Origin of the sequence: Solwaraspora sp. WMMA2080 (assembly GCF_027497395.1) — a bacterium.
Taxonomy (GTDB): Bacteria; Actinomycetota; Actinomycetes; order Mycobacteriales; family Micromonosporaceae; genus Micromonospora_E.
Genome location: NZ_CP114910.1, coordinates 4,607,622 through 4,620,395, shown reverse-complemented (window position 1 = coordinate 4,620,395; position 12,774 = coordinate 4,607,622). Strand labels below are relative to the sequence as shown.

Genomic DNA, 12,774 nt, shown 5'->3' with positions numbered 1-12,774 from the left:
CGTAGTAAGTGCATCCGGATCTGCCGCCGACCGGGCGCTACTCCGCAGCTACCTCGACGCGACGGACCGCGTTCCGTAGAGCTCCAGCTGGCTCGTCATACGCAAGACCGTCGAAGTTTGGTGGTGCGTCTGGCGGGAACGTCGGGACGATGCGGGCACTGTTGATGAAGATCGAGCAGGCGACCGGGCTGGACCGGATCGGCGACCGGCTGCAACAAGGCGTCCAGCGGCGGATCAGCAACGAACGGGTCCGCGACCTGCTGCACGGGGTGTGGCTGGGGCATCCACTGCACCCGGTGCTGATCCAGGTGCCGATGGGTGCCTGGCTGAGCGCCGCCGTACTCGACATGCTGCCCGGCCAGCGACGGGCCGCGACCACCCTGGTCGGCGTCGGCACCGCCGCCGCGATCCCGGCGGCGGTCACCGGGGCGAACGACTGGGCGAGCCTGTCCCGCGAGCAGCGCCGGATCGGTCTGGTGCACGCGATCGCCAACACCGTCGGCGTGGCCTGCTACACCGGATCGCTGGTCGCCCGGCTACGCGGCCGGCACCAGACCGGCCGTACGCTCGGATTCCTCGGCCTCGCCGCGGTCGGTGCCGGCGGCTTCCTCGGCGGTCATCTCGCCTACAAGCAGGCCGCCGGGGTCAACCACGCGGTGCCCGAGCTGCATCGGATCTCCGCCGGTTGGCACCCGATCGCCGAGTTCGCCAACCTGCCCGAAGCGGGAATGATCAGCCGGCAGGTGGACGACGTGCCGGTGCTGGTCTACCGGCACGGCGAGGACGTCACGGTGCTGCTGGCCCACTGCGCCCACCAGAACGGCCCCCTCGACCAGGGTGAGGTGATCAGCGCGGACGGCCACGCCTGTGTGGTCTGCCCGTGGCACGGCAGCGCGTTCCGGCTCACCGACGGCACCGTCGCCCACGGCCCGGCCGCCACTGATCAGCAGGTGCTGCGCAGCCGGGTGGTGGCCGGGGTCGTGCAGGCCCAGCTGCCCTGACCCGGCAGTGCCGCGGCAGCCGGCAACCGTACGGTGAACTTCGCACCGGCACCGGGGTGGCCGGCGGCCTCGATGGTGCCACGGTGCGCGGTCACCACCTCGCGCAGCAGCGCCAGGCCCAGGCCGATGTGCAGCCGGTCCGACCCGGCTCCGCGATGGAACCGGTCGAAGATGCGCTCGTCGGGGTCGAAGCCGTCGCCGGTGTCTGCGACGGTCAGTTTGATCGTGTCGCCGGCAGCGGCACGGCAGACGGCGACGTCGATCCGCCCGCCCGGTCGGGAATGCCGCAACGCGTTGGTCAGCAGGTCGGACACCACCCTGCGCAGCGCCGAGGAGACCCCGGCCACCGGCAGCGGACCGTCCGACCGGTCCAGGGCGATGACCACGCCGTACTCCTGTGCCCGGTCGCTCTCGGCGAGGACCGCGTTCTCGACGACGGTTGCCAGGTCGACCGGCACGTCCGACACCCGGTCGGCTCGGCCAGGCCAGCCGGCCCCGTACCGTCACCTTCATCGACGTGGTGCCGGTCGGGCCGAGCGGCAAGCCGGACAAGCGGCAGCTCCGGCCGGGCGGCGGCTGAGCAGCCGGAGACCGGCGCGGTCGCGGCGGTGCCGGCTCAGGTCAGCCCCGGTCGCGGCGGTGCCGACCCGGGTCAGCCCCGGTCGCGGCGGTGCCGGCCGGTCTCGCCGGACGTTCCGGCGGTACGCCGTTTCAACCCGAGCATGGTGCCGATCTGCGCGCCGACGATGCTCGCTGCGGTGATCACCGCAGTCACCGCGAGTGGACGGTTCAGGTTCTGCTCCGGGCCGGACCGGCCGGCGGAGACGCCGCCGCCGAGGTTGCCGGTGGCGTCGTTGTCCACCTGCCAGGCGGGGCGGTCGGCATCTGACGGTACATCGACCGGCGGCGGGGTCTGCGGAGCCGCCGGCTGCTCCGGCGTCGGCTGCGACGGCGTGGGCTGTTCCGTCGTGGACGTCACCGCCGGGGTGACGACCGTGCCGGTGGCGTGCGGCCGTACACCGGTGTCCGTCGCCTCGGCCGGCAACCGCAGCAGCTGGCCGGCCCGGATCCGGTCCGGGTCGTCGATTTCGTTGAGGTCGGCCAGCTCCCGGTAGTCACTGAACCCGCCGAGGTAGCGGTCGGCGATGTGGCCGAGGTAGTCGCCCTTGGCGACCCGGTACACGGCCGACTCCGCCGGCTGGTCCGGCTGATCCGTCGGCGCTGTGCCGTCGGCGCCCGGTCCGGTGGGGGCTGCGGCGAGCGTGTGCAACGCCGCTGGCGAGACCAGCGGGGCCGGCGAGCCGACTGCGGCCGGTGCCGGCGCGGCGGACCGCCCGCTGGCACCGACGAGCTGGTTCGGTGTCGCCTGCTGGCCGGCGGGCGCGGCAAGCTCAGGGGCGCTGCCGAACCCGGTGCCCACCACCGCCGCCGCCGAGGTCGCCTCGACCGGCCCCGGTGCGGCGAACGCCGCCGCCGGACCGGCGACCAGGATCAACGAGATCGATCCGACCAGTGCGGCGGCGACCCGCTGCTGCCGGCCCATGCCGGGCAGCTTCGGCGCCGGCCGGCGCAGCAGTCGGGCCGGCACCTCCACCAGCACCGACAGCAGGAACGTCGCCCAGCCCAACCAGCCGGCAACCGCCAACACCCGGATGAACAACTGTCCACCGTCGCGGCTGGTCAGCGCGGTGCCGATCTCGTCGATGCCGGGCAGGTGGTCGGGCAGCGGGTTGCCGGCGAACGCGATCAGCGCGACCGGTGCGCCGGCGAGCAGGATCAACAGGACGGTCAGCGCACCCAGGCCGGTGAGGACCTGCCCGAGCCGCCGGACGGGGGAAACGCGGGTCGCGCGCATTGTGCCGCTCCTCTCGAGGGGTCAGCTTCCCGTCACGGGTCGGTCCGGAGCACGGCGGTGGCCTGCCCGGTCACCGGGATCCCCGGCGGGAAACCGAAGAGGCTGAGCATGGTGGTCTCGTAGGTCATGTCGACGGTCACCGTCATCTGCTGCTGATCGGGGGCGACCTCGACCGTGTACCCGGTCACCCCGGGCAGGTCGTCGAAGTAGTGGTCGACTGCGGCGGTGGCCGCCGGGACGTCGATGAACTGGCCCTCCCCGCTGACCGCCAGACCGATGTCGATCTGCTGCCCGCCGGTGCGAGCCGCCTCAGCGGCCAGGTTGTCCGCCCGTTGCTTGGTGCGGTACTTGCCGGCGGCGTCCACGGTGATCCCGAGGACGGTGGCCACGGCGAGGAAGGCCACGGCGAGGAAGACACTCACCCGCCCCGCGTCGCGGTGATCGTACGCACCGCCGTCGACGCCCGGCTGCTGGCGGCTTCCGCCCGGCCGCTGGCGGCTCATCCCCGCCCCCGGTAGCGGTCCAGCGGGGAACGGAAGTCGGCGCTGAGCAGCCGGTCCTGCGCCACCCAGGGCAGCCCCAGGTCGCCGAACTGGACCGTGCAGCTCACCCGGACGTGGATCAGCGCGGTGGTGCTGCCGGGCGCGGTGGCGAACGCATTGGTCAGGGTGTCCACCCCGTTCGGGGCGAAGTCGGCGGCCGGTTCCCCGGTGCAGGCGATGCCCTCCCAGTCGAGGCGCTGCTGCGCGGCGTACTCGGCGTTGGTCTGCGCCTCGGCCACGGACCGGGAGATGGAGGCGGCGCGGGCGGCGTCGTGCGCCGCCGCGTCCAGGGCGTTGCGGGCCAGCACGGTCCGCCCGGTCACCCAGGCGACGACGACCAGCAGCAGGAACGCCGGGGTCAGGATGGCCACCTCCACCGAGACGGACCCCCGGTCGCGGCCCCGGCCGGAGCCCTGGCCGGAGCCCTGGCCGGAACCCGCATGGCGTCGCCGCACGATCAGCCTCCCGCGACCTGCTCGAACCGCTCGATCTCGCCGTTGGCGGTCTCGCTGACGGTGAACGTCACGCCCGGCACCAGCGACAGTGCCTTACCGCTGACGGTGTACGACACGTACCGCCCGTCCGGGCCGACCGACGGCGCCGGCAGCGGGTCCGGGGCGAGCCAGTCGCCGGCGTCGGCGAGGAACGCGGCAGCGCGTTGCGCACCCACCCCGGTGTCGGCGTTGCCGCTGCCCAACGCGTCGTAGCCGCGTTCGGCGGTGACCGCCTGCTGGGCGGCGCTCAACGCCACGGTACGGGCCAGGAACAGCGCGGCGACCTGGATCGAGGCGAACAGCAGCAGCAGGATCGCCGGCAACAGGATGGCCAACTCGACCGGCGCCGCGCCCCAATCCCGGGCAGGCTGGACCACCGGGGTGGGGGCGGGCCGGACCACCGGGGTGGGGATGGTCCGGCCCGCCCGGCCGGCGAAGTGACGGCACATGTCGCCGATCAATCGCCGCCGCCCGGGAAGTTGCCCGAGTCCGGCAGGTCGCTCGACGGGTCCGGGTTGGCGTTCATGAAGTCGAACGCGAGGTTCGACGCCCAGGCGAGGACGGCGATCGCGACGAGCGCCAGGCCGACGATGATCACTGCGGTGGGGACCGGGCTGTCGCCCCTGTCCCGTTCGTCGGCGCCGCGCAGCTCGCCGATCCGGTCGGCCACCGCGAGGTAGAGGCGGGTGAATATCTGCATGGTGGGTGTCCTAATGAGTTCTGGGAGTGAGCCATCCGGCAAACTCCTGGTGGGTAGGTAGCCGCCAGCCGGTGAGCACTCCGGGTTCCTGGACGTCGAGTCCTGACGAAAGATCGTGCCCCGGCTGGTCGGTGTGGAGAGTTGATCGCTGATGGGATGTCGTGCCCGCCCGGTCGCGGCGTGAGCACTGCTTCATTAGGTCGCTGATGGTTCTCCTCCTGGCTACCAGCGGTGATCGACTCAATAGGCGGGAGAGACGTTGCTGTTCATAGGAGATGACTGGGCGGAGGACCACCACGACGTCGAGCTCATGGACGCCTCCGGCCGCAGGCTGGCCAAGGCGAGGCTGCCCGAGGGCATCGCCGGCATCACCAGGCTCCACGTGATGATCGGCACGGCGCTCGGCGACGACATCGACGCCGACGCTGCTGCTGCTCAGGTGAAGATCGGTATCGAGACCGATCGGGGCCCGTGGGTGCAGGCGCTGGTCGCCGCCGGGTACACGGTGTACCCGGTCAACCCGTTGCAGGCGGCCCGCTACCGGGAACGTCTGGCGGTGTCCCGGGCCAAGAGCGACGCCGCCGACGCGCACATGCTGGCCGACATGGTGCGCACCGACTCGCACCAACTGAGCCCGATGGCCGGAGACTCGGCGGACGCCGAGGCGGTCAAGGTCGTCACCCGGATGCACAAGACGCTGATCTGGGAACGCACCCGTGCTGTGCAGCGGCTGCGGCACGCGCTGCGGGAGTACTTCCCTGCGGCGTTGGAGGCGTTCGAGGACCTCGACGCCGCTGACACCCTGCAACTCCTCGCGAAGGCCCCTGATCCGGCCAGCGCCGCCCGGCTGAGTATCAGCCAGATCAGCGCCGCTCTCAAACGGGCCCGGCGCCGTGACGTCGCGGCCAAGGCCGCGTCGATCCAGGCGGTGCTGCGTGCCGAGCACCTCGGCCAGCCGGCCGTGGTCACCACCGCCTACGCCGCGTCGGTGCGCGCCCTGGTCGCCCTGCTGGTCACTCTCAACGAGCAGGTCAAGGCCCTGCAAGGGCAGGTGGAGGACCATTTTGGCCGGCACCCGGACGCTGAGATCATCCTGTCCCAGCCCGGACTGGGTGCCGTCCTCGGCGCCCGGGTGCTCGCCGAGTTCGGTGACGACCACGACCGCTACGCCACCGCGAAGGCCCGGAAGAACTACGCCGCGACCAGCCCGATCACCCGCGCGTCCGGGAAGAAGAGGACCGTCGCGGCCCGGTTCGTCCACAACGACCGGCTCATCGACGCCCTGATGACCCAGGCGTTCTCCGCGTTGAAGGCCTCGCCGGGTGCCCGCGCCTACTACGACCGGCAACGTGCCCGCGGCGCCAGCTACAACGCCGCGCTGCGCCAACTCGCCAACCGGCTCGTCGGCATCCTGCACGGATGCCTGAAGACCGGCACCGTCTACGACGAGGCGACCGCGTGGTCGCATCACCTCAGCAAGGCTGCTGCTTGACATTCAAGCTCCTGGGATGTCTTTCGGGGGTCTGGCCGATGGCCGCCGGGCGGTCAGATCCGGGCCAGGAAGGGATAGAGGACGAATCCGATCAGGACGAAAACCAGGAATGCTCCCGGGATGTCGAGCCGGCCGGTGACCGCCTCCGCCCGAGCCAGGTTGTCGGTCCTGATCTGGTCGCGCAACGAGTCGGCGCGGCTCCGCAACGTCTCGTGCACCTGGGCACCTTCGGTGCCCGACGACTGCATGATCGATCCGACGTCACCGAGCTCCGGTACGCCGATCTGGTCGGACAGGTCCCGCAACTCGTCCCAGGGTGAATGCATCTGCAGCTGGGCCAGCCGCAGCGCCTCCCGGATCCGTTCGAAGACCCAGCCGTCGCACACCTTCGCCGCCCGCTCCAACGCCTGCACCGGCCCGTGCGCGGCGGACAGCTGCAACGCGACGAGGTCCAGATAGGTGCAGACCGCCCGGCTGAACTCCCGCCGGGCCTGCCGGGCCTTGCTGACCACGTCCTGGTGGGCGATCAGCGCGGCCGCCGCCGCCAGCACCAGGCCGGCGGCCACCGGTACGGCGACCGGCAGGTCGATGCCGACCACGCCGAGCGCCATGCCCAGCACCGGTGGCGCGACCAGCCCGATCAACGCCGACAGCAGCAGCGACAGGGCGTACTGCTCCGGGGTCCGGCCGAGCAGGGCGAGTTCCTTGTGCGGTGGCCGCAGCCACCGGACCACGCCGGTCAGCCAGGCCAGATCGCTGTCGGCGGCGACCACACCCGGCCGGCCCTGGGTGTGGTGCAGCCGGCGCAACGCCGGCGAGAGGGCCGGCGTGGCCGGGCTGGTCTCCCGCAGCAGCAGGAACAACCCGAGGCCGACCAGCGCTCCACTGACCACCGCGACGGTCAACTGCCAGTTGAGGATCATGACAGCACCTCGTCGGGGTCCGGGGCGGCGAGGAACCGGGCCGGTCGGGGCGGAATGCTCATCTGCCGCACCCAGACGAGCAGCGCGACGAACAGGCCGCCCAGCGCGACCATGACCAGTTGGCCGGTCGGCGTGCCGTACGGCGCCATGTAGTCCGGGTTGACCAGCCCGTACCCGAGGACCAGCAGGGTCATCACGGTCAGGAACCGCACCGCGAACCGGGGCTGGGTGCGTTTGGCCTCCACCTCGCGGCGAGTGGCGACCTCGGCGGCGGCCGCGTTCGCGATCGACCCCAGGACGTCACCGAGCCGCTCGCCCCGGTCGGTGAGGTGCAGGATCAACGCCGCCACGACCTGGTCGCAGACCGGGTCGCCGATCTCGTCGGCGAACGTCAGCAGCGCGGTCCGGCCCAGCCAGCCGGCCTGTAGCCGGGACGCCAGATCCCGTACCTCCGGGTTGATCTGCTCAGGAGCGGTGCTGACCGTGCCGATGATTGCCTGCTGCAGGCCCTGGCCGGTGCCGGAGACATCCTTGAGTCGGCGGGTCCACTCGCCGACGGCTTCGATCCGGGCGATCGCCCGCCGCTCCGCCTTGCCGACGCTGAACAGCCACGGCGCCCCCGGCACGGCGACCGCGACCAGGATGCCGGCCACCGGCAGGCCGGTGATCAGGAAGGCGAACGCGCCGACCAGCCCGGCGGCGACCAGCAGCGCCTGATGCTGGCGCTGCTCACGGCGGCTGGCGCCGGAGCCCAGCCAGAGCCGACGCACCAGCAGCCCGGCGCGCGACGGCGGCCCGGGTGGCCGGCTGGTGCCGATCAGCGCGACGACGGCGAGGACCAGGCCACCGATGCAGGCCGCGCCGGCGATGACCGCGATGATCTCGATGTTGGCGGGCAGGTTCACCGCTGCCCCCGCAGGACGGTGTGCCGTGGCCGACGCCAGGCACCGACGCCGGCCTCGATGTAGCGGGACAGCATCCGGGCGTCGTAGCCGACCCGCAGCAGCTGCTCCCGGATTCGTTCCGGCAGGTGCCGGGGGACCGCCCGGCCGTCCGCGCCGGGGCCGAAGACGGTGGTGGTGGCGATCCGACCGCCCTCGCCGACCCCGATCACCTCCTCGACGTGCGAGACGAACCGGTGTTTGCGTCCGCCGATGCCGGTCTCGTCCTCGACGGTGACGTAGACGATCAGGTCGAGGGCGTTGCCGGCCATCCGGCGGGCCTGGTCGACGGTCATCTCCCGGCCGTGCGACAGGGCCAGCTCGACGATCCGCTCGCCGACCCCCGACGGGGTACGGGCGTGGATGGTGCACATCGAGCCACGGCTGGTCGTCATCGCCTGCAGCATCGGCACGATCTCCCGGGACCGGACCTCACCGACGATGATCCGCAGTACCCCCATCCGCAGCGAGACCGGGATCAGGTCGGCGATGCTCACCTCACCGGCCGGACGGCCGTCGAAACCGCGTTCGCCGTGGCCCTCGCGGGCCTCGAAGCTCATCACCGCCCGGTGCCGATCGGTACGCCGGGCCGGCAGCAGTTCCCGGCTCTCCTCCAGCAGCACGTACGGCTCGTCGGGTGGGATCTCGTCCATCAGCGCCCGGATCACGGTGGTCTTGCCGGCCCCGGCCAGCCCGGCGACCATGATGTTCAGCCCGGCCCGCATCGACGCCCGCAGGAAGTCACGGACCAGCACGTCGATCATCTCGTCCAGGTCGGGCCGGCCGCCGGCCACGTCGTCGAGGCTGATGTCCAGAGTGTTGTGCTTGCGGATCACCGCGTACGGGCGGTGGCTGACCAGGTAGACGGCGGCCAGCCGGCTGCCGTCGGGCAGTTGCAGGTCCAGCGTCGGCTTCGAGGTGGACAGCGACCGTTCGGTGGCCCCGGCCCGCCGGGCGGCCGCCTGCAGGATCTCCACCAGTTCGTCGTCGCTGTCGGCGATCGGGGCGTGCCAGTCCACCTGCCCGTTGCGCCGGGTGATCCGCACCTGGTCACAGCCGAGGATGTGAACCTCTTCGATGGTGTCGTCGACCAGCAGGGTCTGCAGCCGGCCGAGCCCGACGAGTTCGGCGGTGACCTGGTCGAGCAGCACCCGTTCCTCGTACGCGGTCAGCGGGGTGCCGGCCCGGCGGACCTGGTCGGCGTACTCGGCGACGACCGCGACGGCGAGCCGGGCCCGCTCGACGTCCTCCTCGTCGATGGTGAACTCGCGACCCCGCTGCCAGCGGGTGAGCCGGGTGCTGAGCTCCCGGCGCAGCTCGCGGACCAGCGCGAAGTCGGTACGCGGCCGGGCCAGCGCACCGGTGCCGGTGGTGTCGGGGGTGGCCGGCGGCGTGGTGGGTGGAGCCAGCGCGGTCGGCGGCAGGGTGGCCGGGGCGGCACCGGGCTGGATGCCGGGCCGGGGTGCGCCCGTGGGCCGGGCGGTGGGCGGCGCGCTGACCGGGACGACCAGGGGCCAACTGTGCCGCGCGCTGTGGCCGTGCTGCGCGGGACGCAGCGGCACGCCGCTGTGCCGCGTCGCGGCGGGCGGTACGGCTTCGCCGGGGGCGGCTTCGCCCGGAATGCCGTTCGGACCGAGTGGCGGGGTGATCGAGGTGAGCGGGTCCGGCCGGTCCCGGGCCGGCCGCTGCGGCCGGCCGGCGGTGTCGTCGGACTCGTCGCGGGGATCGCTCAGAACTGGCTCAAATCGCATTCGGCACCCCTTCCGGCGTTGCCCACCGCAGCCGGGCCTGCCGTCGCTCGATCAGCGAACGGACCGGGACCTCCAACGCGCCGGCCGCCCGCAGCAGCGGCCGGTTGAGCTTGACCGTGCCGCCGTGGCTGAGCACCTCGGCGGTGCGGGGGTCGGCCGGCAACCGGGAGATCACCGGCAACTGCAGGGCCCTGCTGATCTCGGCGCGGCTGTGTCCGTCACCGACCAGCAGCAGCCGCAGTGAACCGGGCGGCACCCGGTGCTCGGCGAAGTCCCGCTCGATGGTGGTCACCGCCGCCCGGGCGCTGGACAGGTCGGGCAGGTGCGCGGCCGCCACCACCAGGACGACGGTCGCCGCCCGCAGGATCGGCCACGGTGGATTAGCGACGTAGAGTCGGCCACAGTCGACGATCACGTCGTACGGTGGACGGCCGCGTTCCAGGCCGACGAAGAAGTCGGCGAACCGTTGCCACAGCGGGGTGACGCTGCCGATCTGCGTCGGGTCGACCACGCCGGGCAGCAGCAGCCGCTCCCGGCGGGGGGCGTCCAGGTCGACCAACTGGCTCCAGAAGGCCTCCTCCAGGTTGCCGTCGCGCAACTCGCTGACCGCCAGTTCCCCGATCCCCCGCCGGCCCTCCAGGGCACCGCCGAGGTAGCCGGCCATCAACGTCCCGCCGGCCGGATCGCACTCGGCGAGCACCACCCGGTGGTGCCAGGCGAGCGTGCAGGCGAGCGCGCTGGTGGTGACGCCGGGGGAACCCTTGGCGGAGACGAGCGCGACGATGGCCATCCGTCAAGCCGCCGGGGCCAGCACGACCGCGATCCTGTCCTCGGCGGCGAGCACCACCACCGCCGGCACGTCCCGTGCGGCGAGTGCCAGGTAGGCGATGATCCCGCTGCGGTCGTCGGCGGCCACGTCGATCACGGTCGCGTCGAACCGGGTGACCGCGTTCTCGCTGGCGTTACGCGTCGGCGTGCCGACGAGGATCAGCTTGTCGCCAGGGTTCAGCTGCCGGGCCGGCACCTGGTCGGCCCGCAGCCCGATGGCGATCTGCTGCTGGTCCGGCCCGATCATCGGCTCGTTGGTCAGCTGCGCCGGGGTGAGCAGACTGCCGGGCACCAGGGCGACCGCGGCCCGCAGCCCGACGACCTGGTCGAGCTGGCTGGCCGGCACCGGCTTGATCGCCTGCCCACCGGCCACCTGCACGGTCACCAGGTCGTCGGCGGACAGCACCGCACCGACCGACACGTCCCGGGCGACGGCCAGGTAGGAGCCGGTGGCCCGGACCGAGGTGACCGCGAAGGCGGACCCGAGCCCGCCGAGGGCGATCAGCAGCACCGCCAGCCCGAGCAGGCCGGGCCGGACCCGCCGCTGCCGGACGATCTTCGGCGGGGTGACCGGCGCGTCGACGCCGCTCTGGCCGGTACGTGTCGTCGCCACGGTCATCGCCGTACCACCTGCAGTTCGTCGATCTCGATCTCGATGGGGTCGCTGATGACCGTCGGGCTGGCGAAAATGTCCTGTTCGACCCCGTTGATGAACCAGGTGACGTCCCAACTGACCGTTGCGGTGACCTGGTAGCCGCCCGGCGTCGGGTAGCCGTTGTCGTAACCGCAGCCGGGGTTCCAGGGGTTGTCGACCGCCGGGTCGTACGCGTCGAAGACCTCGTCCCGTTCGCAGCTGAAGCTGTCGCCGTTGCCCATGTTGAAGGTGATCTCGTCGACCTCGGCCAGCACCCGGACGCTGACGTCGCGGTCCGCCTCGTCCTCATCAAGCGGGCCCCAGACAATGTCGGACTCTTCGGACCACACCCAGACCGGCAGACCGACCAGGCCGGGCTTGTCCGGGTCGGGCGCGGTGTGGATGACCGGCTTCTCGAATTGGATCCGGGCGTACGCACGGCGACGCAGCTCGTACGGGTCCGGTGGCGCCTCGTAGCCCGACGGCGGGTCGTCCAGCCACCTGACGATTTCTGAGACCTGCCCGGCGACGCAACTCACGTTGTACGCGACCTGCCCCGGCTCGCCGCCCGGCGGCTGCGGCTCGGCCCGCATGTAGTAGCACTCGTCCTCGCGGTTGAACCAGCCGACGATGTCGTCGTAGCAGGGCAACTCGACGCCGTCGCGGTAGCACGGGCCGGCCCCGCCGTCGCCGCCGTTGTTGCCGCCGCCGTTGTTGCCGCCGCCGCCGTCGTGGCCGGGGCCGCCGGGCTGCTCGACCCAACCTTCGCATTCGGCCTGGGTGACGCCGCCGCAGCCGCCACCGGACGACTGTGCGGCAGCCGGCCCGGCGGCGGTCAGCCCAGCAGCGGCCAGCAGGGCGACTGCGGCCAGCCCGACGAAGGTACGGCGGCCGATGGCAGCGACGCCGGTCAGCATGGCTGGTCCCGGTGTGCGACACCCCGGCTGATCAGCCAGCGACCGTCGTCGTAGCGGGTCGCGGTGGCGGTGGCCAGGTAACGACCCACCTCGGTGCCGGGAACGACCGTGTCCGTGTCGTTGGCGTAGACCATCCGGTAATTCGTCGCGTCCAGGCAGTCCTGGATGTCAACCGTCATCGGCACCGAATCGAGATTGATGTCGGTTATCGTGGGATCGGAGGTTAGTGAGCCGATGCGCACGGCGCCGTGCTCCTTCGCGTCTCGAATGCTCAGCCTGACCCGGGTCAGGAGTGGGTCGCCGAGATACTTCTTCAACTCGGGGTGATGGGGGTCGGCCGCGTGTTCGGCCTTCTCGGCGGCGGCGAGGTAGCCGTTGTACGCGGCGAGCGCGGCTTCGGCTGCCTCGGCGGCGGCCGGGTCGTCGGTCGCCGCCGGTGCGCGCAGTGGCGGCAGGGTGGCGGACTGCTCGCTGGCGCAGCCGGCGAGCGCGGCAGTCGCGAGCACCGACGCGGCGAGCATCACTGCTGGCCAGGGGCGCTGACTTGGCCTCACGTCCGTCCTCCTCGGTGCCCGCCGGGCCGGCCAGGGTGGCGCAGGGCGACAAGCACTATTGCCAACATCGATGTGTTGGGGTGTTGCCGTACTGTCCGTTGGAATGATCCAGTGCTGCCTCCGGCTGGTCCGGCCAGGTGTC

At 72.2% G+C, this 12,774-nt stretch carries 15 protein-coding genes; 2 read left to right on the top strand and 13 right to left on the bottom strand.

The window, feature by feature from the left end; genetic code table 11:
- Window positions 1-149 precede the first annotated feature (149 nt).
- Window positions 150-1,001, top strand: a complete 852-nt coding sequence (locus O7543_RS20925) for a Rieske 2Fe-2S domain-containing protein (RefSeq protein ID WP_281552284.1) — start codon at window positions 150-152, stop codon at window positions 999-1,001.
- On the opposite strand, the gene O7543_RS20920 is transcribed toward O7543_RS20925, so the two are convergent.
- The 6 genes from O7543_RS20920 to O7543_RS20895 all read right to left on the bottom strand — a co-directional run bounded on the left by O7543_RS20920 (window position 944) and on the right by O7543_RS20895 (window position 4,592).
- A complete protein-coding gene (locus O7543_RS20920; RefSeq protein WP_281552285.1) occupies window positions 944-1,459 on the bottom strand; it encodes a HAMP domain-containing sensor histidine kinase in 516 nt (171 codons plus the stop codon). The genes O7543_RS20925 and O7543_RS20920 overlap by 58 nt on opposite strands.
- A gap of 194 nt (window positions 1,460-1,653) precedes the next feature.
- The gene (locus O7543_RS20915) at window positions 1,654-2,856 is read right to left on the bottom strand and encodes a LysM peptidoglycan-binding domain-containing protein (RefSeq protein WP_281552286.1); all 1,203 of its coding nucleotides are present in this window, start codon (window positions 2,854-2,856) and stop codon (window positions 1,654-1,656) included.
- Between the two features lie 32 nt (window positions 2,857-2,888).
- The gene (locus O7543_RS20910; RefSeq protein WP_281552287.1) at window positions 2,889-3,359 is read right to left on the bottom strand and encodes a pilus assembly protein TadG-related protein; all 471 of its coding nucleotides are present in this window, start codon (window positions 3,357-3,359) and stop codon (window positions 2,889-2,891) included.
- Window positions 3,356-3,853, bottom strand: a complete 498-nt coding sequence (locus O7543_RS20905) for a TadE/TadG family type IV pilus assembly protein (RefSeq protein WP_281552288.1) — start codon at window positions 3,851-3,853, stop codon at window positions 3,356-3,358. The genes O7543_RS20910 and O7543_RS20905 overlap by 4 nt, the downstream gene beginning before the upstream one ends.
- A gap of 2 nt (window positions 3,854-3,855) precedes the next feature.
- On the bottom strand, window positions 3,856-4,341 hold the full coding sequence (locus O7543_RS20900; protein WP_281552289.1) for a TadE/TadG family type IV pilus assembly protein: 486 nt from the start codon (window positions 4,339-4,341) through the stop codon (window positions 3,856-3,858).
- 8 nt (window positions 4,342-4,349) lie between these two features.
- Window positions 4,350-4,592, bottom strand: a complete 243-nt coding sequence (locus O7543_RS20895) for a hypothetical protein (protein WP_281552290.1) — start codon at window positions 4,590-4,592, stop codon at window positions 4,350-4,352.
- 259 nt (window positions 4,593-4,851) lie between these two features.
- Here O7543_RS20895 and O7543_RS20890 point away from each other — a divergent pair, with 259 nt between their 5' ends.
- On the top strand, window positions 4,852-6,084 hold the full coding sequence (locus tag O7543_RS20890; protein ID WP_281567182.1) for an IS110 family transposase: 1,233 nt from the start codon (window positions 4,852-4,854) through the stop codon (window positions 6,082-6,084).
- 53 nt (window positions 6,085-6,137) lie between these two features.
- Here O7543_RS20890 and O7543_RS20885 read toward each other — a convergent pair whose 3' ends face one another.
- From O7543_RS20885 to O7543_RS20855, 7 genes are read right to left on the bottom strand one after another with little or no spacing between them, the layout of a single operon-like run.
- A complete protein-coding gene (locus tag O7543_RS20885; RefSeq protein WP_281555762.1) occupies window positions 6,138-7,004 on the bottom strand; it encodes a type II secretion system F family protein in 867 nt (288 codons plus the stop codon).
- Window positions 7,004-7,912, bottom strand: coding sequence for a type II secretion system F family protein (locus O7543_RS20880; RefSeq protein WP_281552291.1), 909 nt, complete (start codon window positions 7,910-7,912; stop codon window positions 7,004-7,006). The genes O7543_RS20885 and O7543_RS20880 overlap by 1 nt, the downstream gene beginning before the upstream one ends.
- On the bottom strand, window positions 7,909-9,699 hold the full coding sequence (locus O7543_RS20875) for an ATPase, T2SS/T4P/T4SS family (RefSeq protein WP_281552292.1): 1,791 nt from the start codon (window positions 9,697-9,699) through the stop codon (window positions 7,909-7,911). The genes O7543_RS20880 and O7543_RS20875 overlap by 4 nt, the downstream gene beginning before the upstream one ends.
- Entirely contained in the window at window positions 9,689-10,489 is an 801-nt protein-coding gene (locus tag O7543_RS20870; RefSeq protein ID WP_281552293.1) for a ParA family protein, read from the bottom strand. Before O7543_RS20870 ends, O7543_RS20875 begins: the two co-directional genes overlap by 11 nt.
- Window positions 10,490-10,492: 3 nt before the next feature.
- Window positions 10,493-11,146 carry an SAF domain-containing protein gene (locus tag O7543_RS20865; RefSeq protein WP_281552294.1) on the bottom strand — a complete coding sequence of 218 codons (654 nt, stop codon included), beginning with the start codon at window positions 11,144-11,146 and terminating at the stop codon, window positions 10,493-10,495.
- A complete protein-coding gene (locus O7543_RS20860) occupies window positions 11,143-12,078 on the bottom strand; it encodes a hypothetical protein (protein WP_281552295.1) in 936 nt (311 codons plus the stop codon). The genes O7543_RS20865 and O7543_RS20860 overlap by 4 nt, the downstream gene beginning before the upstream one ends.
- A complete protein-coding gene (locus O7543_RS20855; protein ID WP_281555763.1) occupies window positions 12,072-12,599 on the bottom strand; it encodes a hypothetical protein in 528 nt (175 codons plus the stop codon). The genes O7543_RS20860 and O7543_RS20855 overlap by 7 nt, the downstream gene beginning before the upstream one ends.
- Window positions 12,600-12,774 lie beyond the last annotated feature (175 nt).

What these genes read in the sequence shown, in the direction of transcription:
- O7543_RS20860 (WP_281552295.1), bottom strand. Translation starts at nt 12,078, where the DNA reads ATGCTGACCGGCGTCGCTGCCATCGGCCGCCGTACCTTCGTCGGGCTG.
- O7543_RS20870 (WP_281552293.1), bottom strand. Translation starts at nt 10,489, where the DNA reads ATGGCCATCGTCGCGCTCGTCTCCGCCAAGGGTTCCCCCGGCGTCACC.
- O7543_RS20855 (WP_281555763.1), bottom strand. Translation starts at nt 12,599, where the DNA reads ATGCTCGCCGCGTCGGTGCTCGCGACTGCCGCGCTCGCCGGCTGCGCC.
- O7543_RS20915 (WP_281552286.1), bottom strand. Translation starts at nt 2,856, where the DNA reads ATGCGCGCGACCCGCGTTTCCCCCGTCCGGCGGCTCGGGCAGGTCCTC.
- O7543_RS20875 (WP_281552292.1), bottom strand. Translation starts at nt 9,699, where the DNA reads ATGCGATTTGAGCCAGTTCTGAGCGATCCCCGCGACGAGTCCGACGAC.
- O7543_RS20900 (WP_281552289.1), bottom strand. Translation starts at nt 4,341, where the DNA reads ATGTGCCGTCACTTCGCCGGCCGGGCGGGCCGGACCATCCCCACCCCG.
- O7543_RS20895 (WP_281552290.1), bottom strand. Translation starts at nt 4,592, where the DNA reads ATGCAGATATTCACCCGCCTCTACCTCGCGGTGGCCGACCGGATCGGC.
- O7543_RS20865 (WP_281552294.1), bottom strand. Translation starts at nt 11,146, where the DNA reads ATGACCGTGGCGACGACACGTACCGGCCAGAGCGGCGTCGACGCGCCG.
- O7543_RS20910 (WP_281552287.1), bottom strand. Translation starts at nt 3,359, where the DNA reads ATGAGCCGCCAGCGGCCGGGCGGAAGCCGCCAGCAGCCGGGCGTCGAC.
- O7543_RS20925 (WP_281552284.1), top strand. Translation starts at nt 150, where the DNA reads ATGCGGGCACTGTTGATGAAGATCGAGCAGGCGACCGGGCTGGACCGG.